Raw genomic sequence first — 20519 nt, 5'->3', positions numbered from 1 at the left:
CAGTCACGGCCGCGTCGGACCTTCGGGTCCGCCGCGGCCGTGGTGGTTATCGGTGACCTCAGGCGCTCATGATCACTTTGAGCGCCTTGGTTTCTGCCGCACGGGAGAACACGTCATAGGCGTCGATGATCTCGCCCAGCCCGAATCGGTGGCTGATGAACGGTTCTGGATCGATACGGCGTTGTGCCACCAACTTCAGAAGTGTGCCAAGGGTATTGGTGTTCACCAGGCCCATCGACATCACGATGTTGGAGATCCAGAGATCCTGGATGGGCAACTCGACGGGCTTGCCGTGCACACCGACATTGGCGACATGGCCTGCGGGGCGGACGATGTCGAGGCACATCTGGAACGTGTCGGGAATGCCGACGGCCTCGATCGCGACGTCCACACCGAGTCCGTCGGTCATCGCCAGGATCTCCTCGCGCCACCCCGATGAGGTCGACACGACCCCATCGGTCGCCCCGAACCGGCGGGCCTGTTCGACCCGGTTGGCGTCGATGTCGACGGCGATGACCCGGCTTGGCCCGTAGAGACCCGCGGTGGCGATGGCGGCGAGCCCGACCGGGCCGGTCCCGATCACCGCGACCACATCACCGGGTTTCACCGCACCGTGGCGCACGCCGATCTCGTGGCCGGTGGGCAGGATGTCGGAGAGCAACGTGCCCTGCTCGGGGCTGACCGCCGACGGCAGCTTGTGGACCGAGTTCTCCGCGTAGGGCACCCGCACGTACTCGGCCTGGGTGCCGTCGATGAGATGGCCGAAGATCCAGCCGATACCCGACGTGCCCTCGCTGCCCAGGCAGTGCGAATAGACGCCCTGTTTGCAGAACGAGCATTTCCCGCATGAGGAGATGCAGGACAAGATCACCTGGTCGCCGACGGCCAGCGTCGTCACGGCGTCGCCGACCTCGGTGATCGTGCCGACGCCCTCGTGTCCGAGAATGCGGCCGGGAGTGACCGCGGGAACGTCACCCTTGAGGATGTGCAGGTCGGTGCCGCAGATCGTCGTCGTGTCCATCTTGACGATGACGTCGGTGGGTTCGCTGAGTTTCGGGTCGGGGACGTCCTCCCAGGCCTTCTGGCCGGGACCGTGGAAAACGGGTGCCTTCATCTGGTGTCACCTCACGTGGTCGGGTTCCCCGGTGTCTCACGCCCCCCGCAACTCACGCTAGGTATGCGCGCCCGGCCATGGGTGCCGATCGGTGCCCGGATGCGTGTCAATAGCCGAGGGGCCGGGATCTCGACGGAGATCCCGACCCCTCGGCTCGTGCGGAGTTCCGTCTGTGTCAGAAGGCGGCTTCGTCGAGCTCCATGATCTCGCCGTCGATGTTTTCGACGGTGGTGCGGATCGAGGTGAGCAGCGGGAGCATGTTCTTGGCGAAGAAGCTCGCGACGGCGACCTTGCCCTCGTAGAAGGACTTGTCGTCTCCGGTCACGCCCTCATCGAGCTTGGCCAGCGCGATCTCGGACTGGCGCAGGAGCAGCCAGCCGATGAGTAGATCGCCGACCGACATCAGGAAGCGCACCGATCCCAGCCCGACCTTGTAGAGGTCCTTGGGGTTCTCCTGCGCGCCCATGAGGTCGCCCGTCAGCGACGCGGCCATGGCCTGGACGTCCTCCAGCGCGGTCGTGAGCAACGCGCGCTCAGCCTTGAGGCGGCCGTTGCCGGCCTCGGAGTCGATGAACGACTGGATCTGCCCGGCAACATGCGCGAGCGCCTGCCCCTTGTCGCGAATAATCTTGCGGAAGAAGAAGTCCTGCGCCTGGATGGCGGTCGTGCCCTCGTAAAGGGAGTCGATTTTCGAGTCACGGATGTACTGCTCGATCGGGTAGTCCTGCAGGAAGCCCGAACCGCCGAAGGTCTGCAGTGACTCGTGGCCGAGGTTGGCGTAGGCACGCTCGGAGCCGACACCCTTGACGATCGGCAGCAGCAGGTCGTTGACGCGGTGTGCCATCTCGGGATCGGCGCCGGAGACGATCTGTGCGGCAACGGAATCCTGGTGCGAGGCGGTGTAGAGGTAGATCGCGCGCAGCCCCTCCGCGTAGGCCTTCTGGGTCATCAGCGAACGACGGACGTCGGGGTGATGGGTGATGGTGACCCGCGGCGCGGCCTTGTCGGTCATCTGCACCATGTCGGCGCCCTGCACGCGCTCCTTGGCGTAGTCGAGAGCGTTGAGGTAACCGGTCGACAGCGTAGAGATCGCCTTGGTGCCCACCATCATTCGTGCGTGCTCGATCACCTGGAACATCTGCGCGATGCCCTTGTGAACCTCGCCGACGAGCCAGCCCTTCGCCGGGATGCCGTGCTGACCGAAGGTGACCTCGCAGGTGGCCGACGCCTTGATGCCCATTTTGTGTTCGACGTTGGTGACGAAAACGCCGTTGCGCTCGCCGAGTTCACCTGTCTCGAAGTCGAAATGGAACTTCGGGACGAAGAACAGAGACAGACCCTTGGTGCCCGGGCCGGCGCCCTCGGGGCGGGCGAGCACCAGGTGGAAGATGTTCTCGGTCATGTCCTGGTCGGCGGAGGTGATGAAGCGTTTCACGCCGTCGATATGCCAGGAGCCGTCCTCCTGCTGAACAGCCTTGGTACGTCCGGCGCCCACATCGGACCCGGCGTCGGGCTCGGTGAGCACCATCGTGGCGCCCCAGCCGCGCTCAGAGCAGATGGCGGCCCACTTCTTCTGCTCGTCGGTTCCGTTGTCGTAGAAGATGTTCGCGAAGCCCGAGCCTGCTGCGTACATGAACACCGGCGGGTTGGCGCCGAGGATCATCTCAGCTATTGCCCAGTACAGCGATCGGGGCGCCGGCATACCACCGAGCTCCTCGTTGACGCCGACCTTGTCCCAGCCACCCTCGACGAGGGCGTTGTAGGACTTCTTGAAGCTCTCCGGGATGGCGACGCTGTGGGTCTCGGGGTCGAAGACCGGCGGGTTGTGGTCGGCTTCGGCAAAGGACTCCGCGATCGGGCCCTCGGCGAGAGTCCGGACCTCGCGGAGCATGTCCACTGCGGTCTCATGATCCAGATCGCCGAACTCCCCCGACTCGAGCACCTTGTCCAGTTCGAAGACCTCGAAGAGGTTGAACTGCAGGTCGCGCATGTTGCTCTTGTAGTGGCCCATTTGGATTCCTATCTGACGCGGGCTGAATCCCTCGCGGGTGGTCGCTGGATGTATCGGCAGGTGAACTTGTGCAGACGCCCGGTGGATGCTCTGACGTGAGCACGACCGAACGACCGCTAAGTTACTCGTCGGTAACCCGAGGATACAACTCGGCCGCATGCTCGACAAGCCGATATCGCTGTGACCTCTGCTAACTTCTGCAAGCGCAATGTACCGTATTGCACATTGGGGCCTTGTTCTCGCGATATCCGGAGATGAGCTTGTCCGCATGTCCACTGGCTCCTTGGCCTTCGGATGCATGTACTTCGGCACTCGTGCCGATGACGCCACGTCTCGTGCGTCATCGAACGATTCCTCGAACGTGGGGGAACGACGCCGGACGCTGCGGACTGCGACACGCTCTGAGTGTCGGTGTCGGTGTCGGTGTCGGGATCGGGCGGACAGGGCGAGCATCTGCTCGGTCGGTGGATTGCCGACAAATCGGGGTGTCTGGGAACGGGTGGCGCTGGGCGGCGAAGGTCGGGCTGCAGCCGGTCGTCGGACGAGCGGCCGCCGGGTGGAGTGGCGAAACCGACAGACGGTGCCGGTGATCATCACCTACCCGCGGTGACAGCGTCTCCCGGTGAGGCGGAACCAGCTGTCGTGCACGAGGTCTCGAGGCCCGCAGCCGGGGCGCCGGGCACCTCGACCATCAGAGGGAAGGCCGTCTTGTCACAGACGCGAGGGGAGTAGGCCGTCAGGAAAGCCCGGCTTGTGCGCTACAGCGCCGACCGCAGGTAGTCGAGATCGTCGGGGATTCCCTCGGCCGGCGTCTCAAGGATGATGGGGGCGTCGGCCGCTGCCGCGACGGCGACGAGTACCTCGGGATCGATGTGTCCCGCCCCCAGGTTCGCGTGACGGTCGCGGCCGGAGTCGAATTCGTCGCGGGAGTTGTTCAGGTGCACCAGATCGATGCGCCCGGTGATCTCCCGAACCCGCTCGACGAGGCCGACGAGATCCTCGCCGCCGGCCCACGCGTGACAGGTGTCGAGACAGAAGCCGGCCTGCTCGAAGTCGCCGACCGCCTCCCAGAGTCGATCAATGGCCTCGAGGGTTCGGGCCATCGCATGGTCGCCGCCCGCGGTGTTCTCGATGAGGATCGGGACCCCGAAGCCGCCTTTGTCGGCCTGACGGTCGAACAGCTTGCGCCAGTTGGCAAACCCCTCCGCTGCATCCTCCCCGTCGCGCAGGTGACCGCCGTGGACGACGAGACCGAACGCCCCGAGGTCGGCGGCTGCGGCAGCCTGCTCCTCGACGGCCTTGCGGGAGGGCATGCGGAGCCGGTTGTTCAGACTGGCCACATTGATTTGATAGCTCGAGTGGACGACGACGTCGATGGGGGATTCGCGGAAGGCTTGCGCGTCCGGACGAGGGACGGGCTTCTTCCACTTCTGAGGATCGGTGACGAACATCTGGAAGACGTCGACGCCGAGGTCCGATGCGGTGGTCAGCGGGTCGTCGTCCTCCCGCAAATGAGCTCCGATGCGCATGGGTGTCAGCTTAGGGTGCGCACCCCGACTCGAGTGCCATCGCCCGCGCCCGCGGATCGGCGTTGCTCAGTCGTTGGGTTCGGTCTCGACAGTGATCGGCACGCCCGACGCGATCAACAGTCGGCACGGTGCCTCGGTGTCGGGGTACAGGTTCAACCACTGGTGGCCGCCGCCGTTCGAGTACACGGACTCCAGGGCGCGGTCGAGCCGCGCTTCGGCCTCTTTGGTGATGATGTAGCGCTGATCGCCGTAGCGCAGGAACCTGTTGGGCATCTACAACCTCCTGACCGAATGCCGGCCTTGTCGATCGGGTACATGTCACAATCACGCCGCTTATGTGATGTGCCCCACTCGCAGTCTATGTCGCTTTGCCGATCGTTGTCGGGCCGTCCGCCTCGTCGACACTCCTGACGTGCGAAGAGGTGAGGCGACCGGCCACTTTTACAAATGTTCATTAGGCTGATTTCGGGTTACGGGTCGGTAGTGCGGCGATGAAGAGGCGGTTACGTGAGTGTTGACGAGGTAATCGACGTGCCCTCGCCGGACGATCACCGCCGACGGCAGGCTCCTGGGCACGATGTGGGCGAATCAGCCGTGGATCCGAATGACGCGAGCGCCGGCGTCGAGGAGACCGAGTCCGACGACGCATTCGGCGATGACAACCCGCCGGACCTCGAACGGATTCTCGCCGACATCGCTGCGGACGCCGACATCGCCGCGGACGCCGACATCGCTGCGGACGCCGAGATGGAGGCCGAACCCGAGAAGCGTCGCGACCTCACCATGGTCCGCCGGGTCGCGATCGTCGCATGGGCGCTGTTCATGGTGTGGGAGATCGTCGAACACGGGCTCGCCTTTGACCGCACCCGCCTGATCATCCTGCTGTGCCTCGGGCTGATTGCGGCCAGTATCGGCCGGCGCCGTGTCATCACCGTCATCATCGACTGGGCGCCGTTCGCGCTGATCCTGTTGCTCTACGACTGGACCCGCAACGTCGCCGAGTTCATCCGGGTGCCAGTGGCCTGGCATCTCGCCCCCGACGTCGACAAGGCCATCTTCGGGGTGGTCCCGACGGTGTGGCTGCAGGCACATCTGAAGTCGCCGTCGGCGCCGTGGTGGGAGGTCATCACCAGCGTTGTCTACATGTCGTACTTCGTCGTCCCGTACGCGCTCGCGGCCATCCTGTGGCTGCGCGACCGGGCCACGTGGCGGCGGTTCGCCGCGTGTTTCATCGCCACCACCTTCCTCGGACTCATCGGATATACGTTCGTGCCCGCGGCACCGCCCTGGGCGGCGGCCCGGTGCACCTCCGCCGAGGTCGCCGACGGACCGCGCGAGGCGATCTGCATGACCACCCCGCAGGCCACCCAGCCCGGCGGGATCCTCGGTCCCTTCGACCCGAGTCACGCCGGCGCGGCGCCGTACGTCGAACGGATCTCGGCCCGCGGATGGGAATTCCTCCACGTCCACGTCGCGTCCAACCTCATCGAGATCGGCCAGGGCAAGTCCAATCTGGTGGCCGCCATCCCCTCGTTACACGCCGCGCTGACGATGCTGCTCGCCCTGTTCATGTGGCCTCGCGTCACAGCGCTCGGCCGAACGCTGTTCCTGGGGTACGCCTTTGCCATGGCGTTCACCCTCGTCTACACCGCTGAGCACTACGTGTTCGACGTCCTGCTCGGCTGGGCATTGGCGGCCTTCGTCGTCGCCGTCTACCAACTCGTCGACCGCAAGCTCATTGCTCCTCGCGTGGCGGGCTGTTCGTCGTCGGAGTCCTCGTCGCCCACCGGGCACGAGTCCTCGGGTCACGGCACGACGGCAACCTCGTCGAGCCAGAACGCGCCGCACAACCAGGCCGATGTCATGTTCAACCAGATGATGATCCCGCACCACGAGCAGGCGGTCGAGATGGCCGACCTGGTGCCCAGCCGTACCGACAATGCCCAATTGCGCACGCTGGCAACGCAGATCAGGAACGCCCAGCAGCCCGAGATCGATCAGATGACCGCACGGCTCAAGTCGTGGGGCGTGGCAGTCGACGATGAGGGCGGCAGTGGTGGCCACTCGATGAACGGCGACATGGGCGCGATGATGTCCGACGCGCAGATGACGTCGCTCGAGAATGCCCGTGGCGCACAGTTCGACATGTTGTGGTTGCAGGGCATGATCGCTCATCATCACGGGGCGATCACCATGGCCGATGTGGAACTCGCCGGTGGGATCAATCCCGAATCGCGCTCGCTCGCAACGCAGATCAAGAGCACCCAGCAGGCCGAGATCGATCGGATGAACGCCATGCTCGGCCGGTAGGCACACCTCGACGCGGTAGGTCACCTGCGACATCATGCGTGCCGTAGCGGCAACCGCATCAGGTAGACCTGATTGCCGAACGACACGACGTAGGTGACATACCGCGTCGATCCCGACGTCGGCCTCTGATGGTTGAGCGGCGTACCCCGAGTGCTGGTCGTCGAGGAAGACCGCGAGGTCGCCCGCCCTCACACCCGACACACCCAACGGCTGTCGGGTGTGAGCAATCGGCTGGCGTGCCTGGGGTGGTCCGGTGTGGTCGGTGAAGGTCATGCCCTCGGCCAGGTTGTGATTGGTGCTGCACAACAACACATTCGAGTGCCAGTGGAACAACGACCAGGAGAGCTGGGCCCGCCGTCGAAGGACCTGGGTATCACCGACGGCGGTGAGGATCTCGCCATGTCGGTGCGTGCACTTCGCGCCGTGGATGGCGCGGCGCCCGTGGGTGTGCCGATCGTCGTGGCCGCGTTGGGCACCGCCGTTCTCGGGCCCCGGGGGAACGGATCTCGGGCGCCGACGGGGCCGCGTCATGCGGTGGACCTTGACGACAGCGGGGATCACGCGTGCGCCGGGTCACTCCCAAGCGATCACGCTTCGCGATACCGGCCACGCAGATCAATACTGGTGAAGTCGATTTCGGCCGCGGCATTGTTCACCGCCGTCACCATTCCGACACCCCACATTCCGTCGACGTCGTACAGCCCAGCCGTCGACGCCGAGATCCCGTCGTTCTCGATGTGGGAGTCGCCTTCGATGCCGATGCGATCGCCACGCGGCAGTCGAGACAGGGTCACGGTCAGATCGCAATTGATGAAACCGATCCCCGTGGTCCCCCAATTGCAGATCAGGCTGGTGGATTCGGCGCTGGTCACGGCGCGGACGAACGGCGTCAGTTCCACGCCGACGACGGCCGGTGCGGCCCGGGTCCACACCCGTTTGCGCAGCCCATTCTGGTGATCGCCCATGTTCCTGCCCCACGCCCCGACGGCGTCGGCATCGGGAGAGTCGGAGGCGAAGCGGGGCGCCCAGTCGTCGATCGCGGCCACCGGAGGCGAGAACGTGACGCTCTCGGAGTCACGTTGCCAACGCTGCCCCGGCGGATTCTGCGACTCGCGCAGGAACACCGCGGTCGCCCGCGCCACGGTCACCTCTGCCTCTGGCTCGCCGTCGTCGGGGAACTGCACGATGTCGACCTCGGCGACCCGAATTCGCCCGCCCGATCGCAGTATCCGGGCTCGGGTGGCGGTCGGTACCTCCCGCGCGGCCTTGAAGAGGTCGATGGTGAAACGTGCGGCCCGGAACCCCTGCTCGGCAATCTGTTCCTCGGCTGCGTGCGCGGCCAGCGCGCAAACGGCAGGACCGTTGAGGGTGCCCGGAGCCCACAGACTGCGGGAGTAGGGCAGGGGCAGGACCCGCCCATCGGTGTCGGGCCGGAAGAAGGCGATGTCGGTCACGTGATCTTGTCTACCGGTTCACCCGCTGTGGGGGATGCGCGGGGCGGCCCGGGGATCTCGCCGAGAGTGCTTCGACCCAACCTGCGCCGACCTCTGCTCCCCGACCCCGAATTCGGGATAATCTTCGGAAATGACATTCGGTGTGAATACCAGACAATTCCCGAACGAGATCATCGGCGCGGTCCGCACGGCGCTGATCGTGACCTCCATCGTCGGGATCGTGCTCGGCCTCGTGGCCGTCTTCTGGCCCCGCGCGACCACGCTCGTGCTCGCCGTGCTGTTCGGCATCTCGCTGATCATCGCCGGAATCTTCCGGCTGTACCAGGCATTTGCCGCAACGGCTCTTTCCACCGGGTTGCGGGCGGTGCTCGGCGTCGTCGGGGTGCTCACCTTGCTCGTCGGCATCATCGCCCTGTTCAGCCCGGGCGACGCGGTGTGGCTGCTCGCCTTGTTCATCGGCATCGGCTGGGTCTTTCAGGGTGTGCACGACCTGTTCAGTGCGGTGTCCGGCTCCCAGCACTCTCCGACCTGGTTCCTGATCCTCTCCGGTGTGATCTCGGTGATCGCCGGCATCGTGATGATCATCCTCGGCCAGTATGCCGTCACCGTGGTCGTGTTCGTCGGCGGCGTCATGCTCGTCGTCATCAGCATCGTCACGCTGTGCACTTTGCCCAAGAAGATCGAGAGCGGCCCCGATACCTTCTGAGCGCGTCGCGCGAACAATCGACAAGATTGGGCCGCAACCGGATTCCGGTTGCGGCCCTGCGCGTCAGCCGAACCAGGGTGCGATCGGATTGCCCTGCCACCGGGTGTGCGCCGGCACCACGTCACCACGCATCACCAGCGACGCTGGGCCGACCGTCGCCGACGTCCCGATTCCTGAGGCGGGCAGCGCGACGCAGTGCGGGCCCATCGTCGCACCCGGCTCCAGGACCACCCGGTCGATGGCCATCACCCGGTCGTGGAACAGATGCGTCTGCACCACGCAGCCGCGCTCGACGGTCGCTCCGTCACCCAATGTCACCAGGTCGGCTTCGGGAAGCCAGTAGGTCTCGCACCACACCCCACGTCCGATGGTGGCGCCGAGCATCCGCAACCACAGGTTCAGGATCGGCGTTCCCGTGGCAGCGTTGGCGAACCACGGTGCGGCAACGGTTTCGACGAACGCATCCGAGAGCTCGTTGCGCCACACGAACGAACTCCACAACGGGTGCTCGGACACTACGATGCGTCCGACGACGAGCCACTTGGCGGCTGCGGCGATACAGCAGGCCGCTGCGCCCGCGACGAGCAGGATCAGTCCGCTCACCAACCCGGCGATCACGTAGTTCGCGTGAAAGGCGATGTATTGCAGACCGATCAGCACGAACAGCCCGAGCACGAACGACACCATCACCGGGATCAGACGCAGGGTCTCGATGACCGACCGGGCGACCTTCAGGCGCAGCGGCGGATCGAAGGTGCGTGAGGTATCGGTCCGGGCGGCGGTGCGGCGCAGCCGAACCGGCGGGCTACCCAGCCAGCTCGACCCGGACTTGGCCCGATCCGGCGCTGCCGACAGCACGGCGACCAGGCCGTTCTTGGGCACCTTGCGACCCGGCCCGGCCATCCCGGAATTGCCCAGGAAGGAGCGCTTGCCGATCTTCGCGTCGTCGATGTGCAGCCAACCGCCGCCGAGCTCATAGGAGGCGACCATGGTGTCGTCGGCGAGGAAGGAACCGTCGTCGATGGTGGTGAACTTCGGCAACACCAGCGCCGTCGAGATCTCGGTGCCCTTGCCGACCTTGACGCCCAGGATGCGGAACCACCAGGGCGTCAACAGGCTCGCGTACAGCGGGAACAGGTATGTCCGCGCCGAATCGAGCAGCCGTTCGGTCATCCACACCTGCCAGCCGACCCGCGACCGCACCGGGTGATACCCCTTGGTCATCCCCAGCGCGAGAAGCCGCACGAGCACCGCGGTGATCACGGCGAACACGCCGAGACTCACCAGTGTGGCGGCCGGGGTCAGGATCAACGCGCGGACGGCGACGTCACGCAGCCGGTCGGCGTGTAGCGCCCAGGTGCCGATCACCACGAGCCCCGCACCCAGCGAGATCAGCGGGATCGCGGCCAGTAGCAGCGACGACACGCCGTACACCGGGACCCAGACCGATCGGCGGGGTGGGCGATGTGCCGGCCACGGATGGCCGGCCTTGCCCACCTTGACCGCGGGAGATCCGGCCCAGTGCTGGCCCTTCTTCACCCGACCGAACACCGCCGAGCCCGGTCCGATCTCGGCGTCGCGGCCGATCACCGCACCCGGAGCGAGCGTTGAGCGGGCGCCGATCGAGGCGCCGCGTTTGATGACGATCTCACCGATGCGCACGATGTCGCCATCGATCCACCACCCCGATAGGTCGACCTCGGGTTCGATCGACGCGCCTTCGCCGACGGTGAGCATGCCGGTCACCGGTGGGATGGTGTGCAGGTCGACGCCGCGGCCGATGCTCGAGCCCAACGCGCGGGCCAGGTAGATCATCCACGGCGCACCGGACATGTTCGCCGCGCCCGCGGCTTCCAACAGTCGCTCGGCCACCCACAGCCGGACGTGCACTGATCCGCCCCGCGGGTAGTCGCCGGGGGTGACACCGGCCAGCAGTGCCCGCGCTCCGGCCGCGGCGATCAGCATCCGGCCCGGCGGGGTGATGACGATCGCGAAGGCGACGATGACCACCCACCAGTTCACCTCGACCAGCCACGGCACCGAGACATCGAGTGCGCGGGCCGCGGCGCCCGCGACGTTGTTGGTGACGCCCAGCCACGTGGCCCACTGGAGTCCGGTCAGGGTGGTCAGCGGCACCGACAGCAGGATCTGGGCGATACCGGTACGACGCGGGGTCGGGGTGATCTCGCGTTCGACGACGACCGTGGCCGGCGCGATCGCGTCGAGCATCCGAGCCAGCGACCCCAACCGCGGGTGATCGTAGAGGTCGGCGACGGTGACCTGCGGGTACCGTTCCCGCAGCGCGGTCACCAGCTGCGCCGCGGACAGCGATCCGCCGCCCTCGGTGAAGAAGTCGGCGTTGACGCTGGCGATGCGAGCGCCGAGGACATCGGTCCAGCGGTCGGCGAGCCATTGTTCGGTGGCGGTGAAGTCGTCCGCGTCATCGTCGTCGTCGGTGCCCGCTCCGGGCAGCGGCCAGGGCAGCGCATTGCGGTCGACCTTGCCGGAGGTTCGGGTGGGCAGTTCGTCGACGAGTGCCAGTCGCGGCACCATCGGCGCCGGCAGTCGATCGGAGAGCAGGGCATGCGCTGCCGAGACATCGAAGTTGGGGTCGGTGGAGACCAGGTAGCCGACGAGCAGTGCGTTACCGGCCGTCGATCGGCGTACCGCCGCTGCTGCTCCGCTCACGCCCGGGAGGTGTTGCAGCGCATTGTCGATCTCCCCGAGCTCGATGCGTCGACCGCCGACCTTCACCTGATCGTCGGCGCGCCCCTGGAAGACCAGGCCCTGCGCGTCGAGCCGGACGAGATCGCCGCTGCGGTAGGCGCGCTCCCAACCGAGAGTGGGCATCGGCGCATACTTCTCGGCGTCCTTGGCCGGGTCCAGGTAGTGGGCCAGTCCGACGCCGCCGATGATGAGCTCGCCGACCTCGCCCTCGGCGACCGGCAGCCCTTCGGCATCAACCACCGCGAGATCCCAACCGGGAAGCGGCAATCCGATCCGTACCGGGCCCTCTCCACCCAACGGTGCCGCACAGGCCACCACCGTCGCCTCGGTGGGCCCGTAGGTGTTCCACACCTCGCGGCCCGGAACAGCCAGCCGCTCACCGAGTTCCGGTGGGCACGCCTCCCCGCCGAAGATCAGCAGACGCACCGCCTCGAGAGCCTCCGGCGGCCATAGCGACGCCAGGGTCGGGACGGTGGACACCACGGTGATGTCGCGCGCCACCAGCCACGGGCCCAGGTCCATTCCGCTGCGGACGAGTGACCGCGGCGCGGGCACCAGGCACGCACCGTTGCGCCAGGCCAGCCACATCTCCTCGCACGACGCGTCGAAGGCCACCGACAATCCGGCCAGCACCCGGTCGCCCGGGCCGATCGGCTCGTCGGTGAGGAACAGCCGCGCTTCGGCGTCGACGAAGGCCGCGGCGTTGCGATGGGTCACCGCAACACCTTTCGGGGTCCCGGTGGATCCGGAGGTGAAGATGATCCACGCGTCGTCGTCCGTGGTGGGACGGCAGGCGGCCGTATCTCCGGGCGCGGCATCGGGTTTGTCGGGAGTCGACGCCGGGTGCACGCCGTCGGCGTCGATCAGTACGTCGATCCCGGCCTCGCCGAAGACGAGCTCGGCGCGTTCGTCGGGGTCGTCGGCGTCGACGGGTACATACGCCGCACCTGCATAGATCGCCGAGAGAATCGCGGTGTAGAGGTCCCGCGACCCCGACGGCATCCGGATACCGACGCGCCCGCCGCGCCGCACCCCGGCCGCCACGAGACGGTCGGCGCCACGGCGGGTCACCGCGCGCAGTTGCGCGTAGCTGTACACCCGCTCGCCGTCGTCGATCGCGGGCGCATCGGGGTACCGTGCGGCGGTCTCGTCGAGGATGTCACAGAGTGTTCGCGGGTCGCTGGCCTGCGACGACAGCAAATACTGTGCTGGGATCTCCACACTCACCACCGTTGTTTAGACATGGAACGAGAAATATATCGCGACTTCTCGACCAGTTGCGCCGGACACGGGTGAACGGAAGGTGTCGATCGTCTCTGTTGTCTCTGGGCGGTGACCCTGCACGCAAAGGCCGCCGAACAGGCGCAATGAACTCTGATCCCGGTGTAGGTTCGCTGTCACCAGAGATGGGAGCTGACACGTCCGCACCGGTCATGTCGCCCCATCGGACACGCCCCGACGCCGGTACAGGACGCCGGTACAGGAGGTACTCGGGTATGCCGATCGTCCAGCACCGCAAGGCCAGCGTGCGCTCGTATCCGATCTGGGTGGGCAGCCGGGTGTTCCTGAAGCCGTTGCTGTCGCTATGGCCGCTGAACCGGCCGGGAATGGCCGGCCTGTTCCTCATCGACCGCATGTTCGCAGTCGGACCCAAGCCGCACCACGTCGTCCGGGAGCAGATCCGCCTCGGTGACCGGCCGGCTGAGGTGATCGTGCCCACCGGTCCCTCGCGCCGCGATTCCGACACCGCGATCCTCTACCTGCACGGCGGTGCCTTCGTCGTCGGCGGGGTGGGAACGCATCGCTCGATCGCGGCGCGGCTCTCGCGTGCCTGCGAGGTGCCGGTGTTCTCTCTCGTCTACCGGCAGTTACCCGCGGCCGGGGTCGGTACCTCGGTCAGCGACGCGGTGTCGGCCTACCGGGAGTTGCTGACCGAACGTGGATACCGACGCGTCGTCGTCGCCGGCGATTCGGCGGGTGGATTCCTGGCCGCCAAGGTCGTCGAAGGGGCTGCTGCACAAGGACTCCCGGCGCCTGCGGCGCTGATCGGGTACTCCCCGCTGCTGGATCTCGGCCTGGCCGACAATCCCGACCGCAGTAGTCGTTCCGACGCCTACATCCCGTTGTCCGCGCTGGTCAAGCTGGCTCCGCACTTCTTGCGCGGCCCGGTCGCCTTCACCGGGGTGCGGCGCATCGCCGACCTCGACCTCGAGGGCTTCCCGCCGACCATCATGATCACCGCGCAGGACGAACTGCTCGAACCCGATGTCATCGATCTCGTCGAGAACCTCGACGAGGCCGGGGTCCGGGCGGAGGCGCACAGCTATTCGTGGCAGATTCATGCGTTTCCGGTGTTCGGTTCGCATCATCGGGAGACGCTGGAGGCCATCGAGGTGTCGGCCGAGTTCGCCGGCCGCGCGATCCGAGAGGCGAAAAGCGCTGACGGCCGAGCCAACAAGTGGGCCGGATGACGAGCGGGCCGGATGCGCGCTGTCGGGAGTGTGGCGAGCGGACGCTACTCGGGTAGGTCCGGCCCCTGCTGGGATTCCTGTCCGGTGGTGTCGCGATTGTCTACGTGGCCCCCCGAGATCCAACGACCGAACACCGAGGACGACCCTCGGCCTGGTGATGGTGGGGCTGCAGGCGTGGGCGGTTGGCGGTGGCGACGTACCGATCGGGTGTTGCGTGGGAGGGGGTGGCCCGATGGCCCGATGCCGGGGTCCTCGCTTCTGCGGCTGGTGGTCGCTGCCATAGTGGTGAGTGCGGTGGCGATCGCGTTGACGATGGCCGTCGTCCGCTGAGTATTTCCGAGTTACCGAGTATTTCCGAGTTACAGCAGTATTTTCCGAGCTACAGCAGTATTTCCCGAGCTACAGACCAGGAGGGTCGGCGTCACCATGACCGATCACCACTTCCAAAGCGCCGCGCAGACCTTCTCGCGGGGCATGGTGACCATCGGGGCGATCATCGTGATGGTCTGCGTCGGCTTCCTCACTTACATCTGGTGGCGCGACGGCCGGTGGCTGTGGGTCACCCTCGGCATCGCCCTGATCGTGGTGAATATCGCGATGCTCGTGATGACCTACCGCAAGGCTCGGCTCACCCCGCCCGCGCCGTCCGACGCGGACGAGGGCTCCTAGGGTGTGTCTCCCAATTCCCTGTGCGGGTCTTGGCGGCCCGATTGCGCCCTGGCCGCGTTGTCGTCGGTCACGATAGCCGCCGCTATCGCTTCCTCCTCCGCCTTGCCAGAACGCAATCGTTCGCGCCACTGAATCGCAGAAGAATTGGGAGACACACCCTAGTTGACCCGCCCTACGCCTCGGCTGCGCGGTACGCCTCGTCGTCGGCGGCGAACTGCGTGCGATAGAGCTGTGCGTACCGGCCGCCTCGCGCGAGAAGCGTGGGGTGGTCACCGCGTTCGACGATCCGGCCGTCCTCGATGACGGCGATCTGATCGGCGGCGCGGATCGTCGAGAGGCGATGCGCGATGACGATGGAGGTGCGTCCGGCCAGCGCCTCGCCGAGCGCTTCGGAGACCGCGGCCTCCGACGTCGAATCCAGATGTGCGGTGGCCTCGTCGAGGATCACCACCGACGGCCTCGCCAGGAGCAGTCGCGCGATCGTCAGCCGCTGCCGCTCGCCGCCGGAGAGGCGGTAGCCGCGTTCGCCGACGACGGTGTCGAGGCCCTCGGGCAGCGACGCGATCAACTCCTCGAGTCGTGCCCGCCGCAGCGCCTCGGAGATCTCGTCGTCGGATGCCTCCGGCTGTGCCAGAACAAGATTGGCGCGGACGGTGTCGTGGAACAGGTGGCCGTCCTGGGTGACCAGTCCGACGGTGCGGTGCACGGCGGTGCTGGTGAGGTCACGCAGATCCACGCCATTGAGCTCGATGCTGCCGTCATCGACGTCGTAAAGGCGGGTGACCAGCGACGCGATGGTCGACTTGCCGGCGCCGGAGCTGCCGACGAGGGCGAGCATGCCGCCGGCGGGGACCTCGAGGTCGATGTGGTGCAGCACCGTCTGGCCACCCCGATTATCCAGTTGCGCAACCTCTTCCAGGGAGGCCAGCGACACCTTGTCGGCCGACGGGTAGGCAAACGACACGTCACGCAAGCGCACCGACACCCCGGCGTCGGAACTGGGGACGTCGACGGCGTCGGGCTTGTCGACGATCAGTGGTCGCAGGTCGAGCACCTCGAAGACCCGCTCGAAGCTGACCAGCGCACTCATGATCTCGACGCGGGCGTTGGCCAGCGCGGTCAGCGGCGCGTACATGCGGGTGAGCAGCAGGGCCAGGGAGACGACGGCCCCGGCCGACAGGTGCTGGTGCACGGCCAGCCAGCCCCCGAGTCCGTACACCAATGCCAGTGCCAGCGCCGAGACCAACGTCAGCGCCGTTATGAACACGGTCTGCAGCATCGCGCGCCGAACCCCGATGTCGCGCACACGATCCGCGCGGTCGGCGAACTCCGCCGACTCCTGCTCCGGGCGTCCGAACAGTTTGACCAGCGTCGCTCCCGGGGCGGAGAACCGTTCGGTCATCTGCGTCGACATCCGGGCGTTGTGTTCTGCGGCCTCGCGTGACAACGCCGCCATCCGCTTGCCGAGGCGGCGGGCCGGAATGACGAAGACCGGCAACAGGATCAACGCCAGCACCGTGATCTGCCAGCTGATCGCGATCATCACACCCAGCGTGAGCGCCAGTGTCACCAGATTCGACACCACCCCCGAGAGCGTGTCACTGAACGCACGTTGGGCGCCGATGACGTCGTTGTTGAGCCGGCTCACCAGGGCGCCGGTGCGGGTGCGGGTGAAGAACGCGACGGGCATGCGTTGCACGTGGTCGAAGACCGCGCGGCGCAGATCGAGGATCAGACCCTCGCCGATGTTCGCCGAGAGCCATCGAGTCACCACCGACGCCGCCGCTTCGGCCACCGCGATCACGGCGATCAGGCCGGCAAAGCCCGCGATGGCCGCGGCAGCTCCGGAATCCTGCGCGGTGATCAGGTTGACCACGTGCCCGGCCAGCACTGGCGTCACCACCGTGAGCACTGCGGTGAAGATCGACAGCACCAGGAAGGCGACGATTCGGCGGGCATGCGGGCGGGCGAATCCCCCGATTCGGCGCAGGGTGCCGCGCCGATCCGAACTGCGGGGCGTGCCGTCGGGGGAGATCGTCGATTTGTACATGACGTCCCACGCGACCGATTCCATACTCATGGCAGCCAGGTTAGAACTTCGAGTGAACTTGATGTCCAGGCAGGAACAGAACGACTGGTCCCGGAGTATGAGAAGGGCCCGTACCGAGACCTCGGGGAGAGGTGACGGTACGGGCCCTCGTCGATAGGTGCCGGAACTATCCGGCAGCCTGCGCCAGCGGCGTCCCGATGTTGTCGACGACGTAACCGAGGCTGAGCACGGTCTGCCAGCCGAACGCCTTCTCGAGTTCACCCTGGAGGTAGACGCTGTGGTTGTTCTTGACCGCGGGCAGGTTCGCCAGCGCGCTCTGGTCCAGGATCGTCTGCTTGCCCTTGGGCGCGTAGGACAGCTGATCCCACACGATCACGTCGGTGTCGAGCTTGCGTGCTTCCTCCAGCGACAGCGTCGCATAGAACTTGTCCCCGGCGGCCTGATCGACCTGTGTGTTCGGGGTGAAGCCGAGCGAGGTGAAGAACCGCGTACGGGGATCGGCCGCGGAGAACGCCGACAGTGCGCTGCCGTCATAGGTGGCGACGCTGATGGTCTTGCCCTTCCAATTCGGGTGGGCGGCGCCGAGGTCGGTGATCTTCTTCTTCACGCCTGCGACGAGTTCGGCGGCCTTCTTGGGTTGTCCGACCGCGGCACCGATCTCCTCGGTGGTCACGTCCCACGGCTGCTCGTAGTCGGCGTAATCGGCCTTCTGTGCGATCACCGGGGCGATCTTGGACAGCGCGTCGTAGGTGTTCTTGTCGATACCGGAGTAGACGGCGACGATCAGATCCGGTTTCATCGCGGCGATGGCTTCCGGATCGATCTCCTCGGCGTTGTAGATCTCCGGCTTCTGGCCCTTGAGCAGGTCGGTGGCCCATGCGCCGACCGCCGCGCCCTTGGTGGTGGTCATGCCGTCCCAGTTGCGCACCGTCACCGGCACCACGCCGAGCGCGAGCAATGCGTCCTGGTCGGTGTAGCCCAGCGACACCACGCGTTTGGGTACCGCGGTGACCTTGGTGGAACCGAACTTGTGGGTGATGGTCGCCGGCAGTGCACCCTGCTCGGCCGCCGGCGCCGCGCTCGACGACGAGTCGTCCGAATCCGAGCCGCAGGCCGTGAGAAGCGCCGCCACCAGGGCGACGAGCGCCATCAGGATCGCACCACCACGAATTTTGTTGAACGTCACCATATCTCCTGTGTTCTCTCGGCGAAGCCGATCAGATTTCGTCCACATAACCGGCACGCGTGCCGAAGTGCTCGGTGGCCGGTACCTCCCGGCCGTCGTCGAGGCGCAGACGATCGAGAACGATCGCCGGGGCCGGACGATTGGGGGCGTCGGAGCCGCACACCACCGCGATGCCGCCTTCGCATTCGACGGTGACGCGTCCGGGGGTGCCGCCGAAGCGACCCCGCGACACGTGCGCGCGGATCACCCGCAACCGCTCTCCACGGAATCGGAAGTGCGCGTTTGGGTACGGGTCGGACTGGGCGCGCACCAACAGCTCGATGTCGGCGGCGCTCGCGGTGAAGTCGATTCGGGACTCGCGGTCGGAGCGCTTGTGGAAGTACGTGGCGCGAGCCGGGTCCTGCTGGTGATCGGTGAGGGTGCCCTCGGCGAGCGCCGACAACGTCGAGAGCACCAGGGGTTCGATCAGGTCGGTGGTGGCCGCCACCAGTTCGGTGGTGGTGGCCGTCGGTCCCACCGGAATCGATTGCTGCGCCACGATCGGGCCGCCGTCGAGCGTTTCGTCCATGCGGTGGACCGTCACCCCGACGCGGCTCTCCCGATTGAGTAGGGCCCAGAGGACCGGCGAGAACCCCGCGTACTCGGGCAGCAGGGAGTCGTGGACATTGAGGGTGCCGTGGGTGGGCAGGTCGAAGACGCTCTTGGGTAGCCAAGTCCGCCAGTTGTTGGCCAGGATCACGTCGGGCTTGGCCCGGTGCACCGCGTCGATCAGGGCGTCGTCAGCCCGTAGGGCCACGTGGACCGGAACCTCGTGGGCCCGCGCGAGATCCTCGACGGAGTCGCTGAACATCTGCTCGTAGGGGTGAGAGCTGGTGGGATGGGTGACGGCCAGGACGACGTCGTGCCCCGAATTCAGGGCCGCGGTGAGAGTCCGGTGTCCCCAGGTCTGATAACCGAAGGTCACTACGCGCACCACGGTAGGTTAGTTGAGCCTTAGCTTATTAGTCAATCCTACGAAAGGGTCGAAATGACCGTCTCCGCTGATCTGCTCACACCGCACCCCGGGGTGGTCTTCGATCTCGTGGATGAGCGCAGATCGCCGTGCTGGCCGCGATATCGCGTCCTGCCCGACGGCGGTGCCGAGGCGTTGCTGATCACCGACCTCGACGCGCGCCGCGCCACCGTCGTCCGCGAGGACGGCGGTCCGACGGTCGGGTTCGTGCCGATCGCGGCCGACGATCTCGCGGCGCTGGTGGGTGGCGCGTCGTTGCCGCTGCCCGAGGCGCCCGGCGTCGCCCGCGTCGAGATCGCCTTTCCGGCAACCAGTTATCGCATCGCACTCGGTGACGATGCACCCGGCGCCGACCCGTTCAACGCCGATAGCCCGGGTGGGCTGGTGTCGCTGCTCACCCATCCGCACGCGCCGCGGTCGGGGCTCGACGGGGTGGACCTGTGGCGACCGGATTCGCCCGACGGGGCCGCCGAGGCGGCCGAAGGTGCTCGCCCGCAGCGCATTCGACTCGATCGTGGCGTCCTCGGACGTCGCGCGACGATGCACCTGAGCGTTCCGCGTCGGCCCGCCGACGACGGCGTCGTCCCGGTGGTGTTGCTGCTCGACGGCGATGACTGGCTGCACCTGTATCCGCTGTCGTCCGCGCTGGCCGCCGCGGCCGCCGGATCGTCCGAGTGGGTGTCCGTGCTCGACTCGGTGGCATTGGCCTACCTGCCCGCACCGCTCGACCGGTCGGCGCGGGAGGACGAACTGACCTCGGCCGCAACGGCATCCGCGGTGGCGACGTCGGTGCTGGCCGCCGTGGACGCCGATCTCGTCGGGCGCGGGTTGTGTCGCGGATACACCGTCCTGGCCGCGCAGAGCCTCGGCGGAATCGCCGCGGTGCGTGCCGCGGTGGCCGCCGCGCGCGCGGGCTCGGCGACACAGGGTATCGATGCCGTTGTCGCACAATCACCCTCGTTCTGGTGGCCGGCTCCGGCGGCGGGCGGGCCACTCGACGGACCCGACGGTGGTGCGGTCCTCGGAGAACTCGACGACGACACGTTCGACCTCTCGTCGCTGGCCCGCTCGTTCCGGTTCACCGTCGGTAGTGGCGAGCCTGCCTTGCACCGGCACGTCGATGCGGTGCGTGCTGCGCTCGCCGACCGGGGTGCCCGGGTGGTGATGCGCGTCATCGACGGCGGCCACGATCACGCCGTGTGGCGGCTCGCGTTGCTCCGTGACCTCTGCGACGAGCTCACCACACGGCATTGACCCTGCTGTGACGGGCCGAAATCGTG

General features: G+C 66.9%; 14 protein-coding genes and 1 pseudogene. 6 read left to right on the top strand and 9 right to left on the bottom strand.

Annotation, left to right across the window (positions count from 1 at the left end):
* Window positions 1–58: 58 nt before the first annotated feature.
* The 4 genes from EF294_RS13895 to EF294_RS13880 all read right to left on the bottom strand — a co-directional run bounded on the left by EF294_RS13895 (window position 59) and on the right by EF294_RS13880 (window position 4927).
* Window positions 59–1114 carry a zinc-dependent alcohol dehydrogenase family protein gene (locus tag EF294_RS13895; RefSeq protein ID WP_123931079.1) on the bottom strand — a complete coding sequence of 352 codons (1056 nt, stop codon included), beginning with the start codon at window positions 1112–1114 and terminating at the stop codon, window positions 59–61.
* Between the two features lie 175 nt (window positions 1115–1289).
* The gene (locus tag EF294_RS13890; protein ID WP_123931076.1) at window positions 1290–3125 is read right to left on the bottom strand and encodes an acyl-CoA dehydrogenase; all 1836 of its coding nucleotides are present in this window, start codon (window positions 3123–3125) and stop codon (window positions 1290–1292) included.
* 758 nt (window positions 3126–3883) lie between these two features.
* Window positions 3884–4654: a deoxyribonuclease IV gene (locus EF294_RS13885; protein ID WP_123931073.1), complete on the bottom strand. Its 771-nt coding sequence runs from the start codon at window positions 4652–4654 to the stop codon at window positions 3884–3886.
* Window positions 4655–4720: 66 nt separating this feature from the next.
* Window positions 4721–4927, bottom strand: a complete 207-nt coding sequence (locus EF294_RS13880; protein WP_123931070.1) for a hypothetical protein — start codon at window positions 4925–4927, stop codon at window positions 4721–4723.
* A gap of 234 nt (window positions 4928–5161) precedes the next feature.
* Here EF294_RS13880 and EF294_RS13875 point away from each other — a divergent pair.
* Together EF294_RS13875 and EF294_RS21475 are read left to right on the top strand one after the other, a co-directional pair.
* A pseudogene (locus tag EF294_RS13875) lies at window positions 5162–6445 on the top strand (phosphatase PAP2 family protein); the annotation flags it as partial.
* A 72-nt stretch (window positions 6446–6517) separates the two neighbouring features.
* Complete coding sequence (locus EF294_RS21475) at window positions 6518–6964, top strand: DUF305 domain-containing protein (protein WP_185091094.1); 447 nt, start codon at window positions 6518–6520, stop codon at window positions 6962–6964.
* Window positions 6965–7551: 587 nt separating this feature from the next.
* Here the strand turns inward: EF294_RS21475 and EF294_RS13865 are convergent.
* A complete protein-coding gene (locus EF294_RS13865; RefSeq protein ID WP_123931064.1) occupies window positions 7552–8418 on the bottom strand; it encodes an acyl-CoA thioesterase domain-containing protein in 867 nt (288 codons plus the stop codon).
* Window positions 8419–8548: 130 nt separating this feature from the next.
* Between EF294_RS13865 and EF294_RS13860 the strand changes: the two genes are divergently transcribed.
* Entirely contained in the window at window positions 8549–9124 is a 576-nt protein-coding gene (locus EF294_RS13860) for an HdeD family acid-resistance protein (RefSeq protein ID WP_123931061.1), read from the top strand.
* A 63-nt stretch (window positions 9125–9187) separates the two neighbouring features.
* Here EF294_RS13860 and EF294_RS13855 read toward each other — a convergent pair whose 3' ends face one another.
* Entirely contained in the window at window positions 9188–13081 is a 3894-nt protein-coding gene (locus tag EF294_RS13855) for a Pls/PosA family non-ribosomal peptide synthetase (RefSeq protein WP_123931059.1), read from the bottom strand.
* A 266-nt stretch (window positions 13082–13347) separates the two neighbouring features.
* On the opposite strand from EF294_RS13855, the gene EF294_RS13850 reads away from it, so the two are divergent.
* Together EF294_RS13850 and EF294_RS13845 are read left to right on the top strand one after the other, a co-directional pair.
* Complete coding sequence (locus tag EF294_RS13850) at window positions 13348–14322, top strand: alpha/beta hydrolase (RefSeq protein ID WP_123931056.1); 975 nt, start codon at window positions 13348–13350, stop codon at window positions 14320–14322.
* 426 nt (window positions 14323–14748) lie between these two features.
* The gene (locus EF294_RS13845) at window positions 14749–14991 is read left to right on the top strand and encodes a hypothetical protein (protein WP_123931052.1); all 243 of its coding nucleotides are present in this window, start codon (window positions 14749–14751) and stop codon (window positions 14989–14991) included.
* 172 nt (window positions 14992–15163) lie between these two features.
* Here EF294_RS13845 and EF294_RS13840 read toward each other — a convergent pair whose 3' ends face one another.
* The 3 genes from EF294_RS13840 to EF294_RS13830 form a co-directional block, all read right to left on the bottom strand.
* Window positions 15164–17071: an ABC transporter ATP-binding protein gene (locus tag EF294_RS13840; protein WP_123931049.1), complete on the bottom strand. Its 1908-nt coding sequence runs from the start codon at window positions 17069–17071 to the stop codon at window positions 15164–15166.
* Window positions 17072–17207: 136 nt separating this feature from the next.
* A complete protein-coding gene (locus EF294_RS13835; protein ID WP_123931046.1) occupies window positions 17208–18230 on the bottom strand; it encodes an iron-siderophore ABC transporter substrate-binding protein in 1023 nt (340 codons plus the stop codon).
* A gap of 28 nt (window positions 18231–18258) precedes the next feature.
* Window positions 18259–19200 (bottom strand): methionyl-tRNA formyltransferase, encoded by a 942-nt coding sequence (locus EF294_RS13830; RefSeq protein ID WP_185091086.1) that lies wholly within the window; start codon window positions 19198–19200, stop codon window positions 18259–18261.
* Between the two features lie 54 nt (window positions 19201–19254).
* Between EF294_RS13830 and EF294_RS13825 the strand changes: the two genes are divergently transcribed.
* A complete protein-coding gene (locus EF294_RS13825) occupies window positions 19255–20493 on the top strand; it encodes an enterobactin/ferric enterobactin family esterase (protein ID WP_123931040.1) in 1239 nt (412 codons plus the stop codon).
* Window positions 20494–20519 lie beyond the last annotated feature (26 nt).

The organism is Gordonia oryzae (assembly GCF_003797185.1).
Taxonomy (GTDB): domain Bacteria; phylum Actinomycetota; class Actinomycetes; order Mycobacteriales; family Mycobacteriaceae; genus Gordonia; species Gordonia oryzae.
Note: the sequence above shows the minus strand (reverse complement) of the source record. Positions and strands in the feature narration are given on the sequence as shown.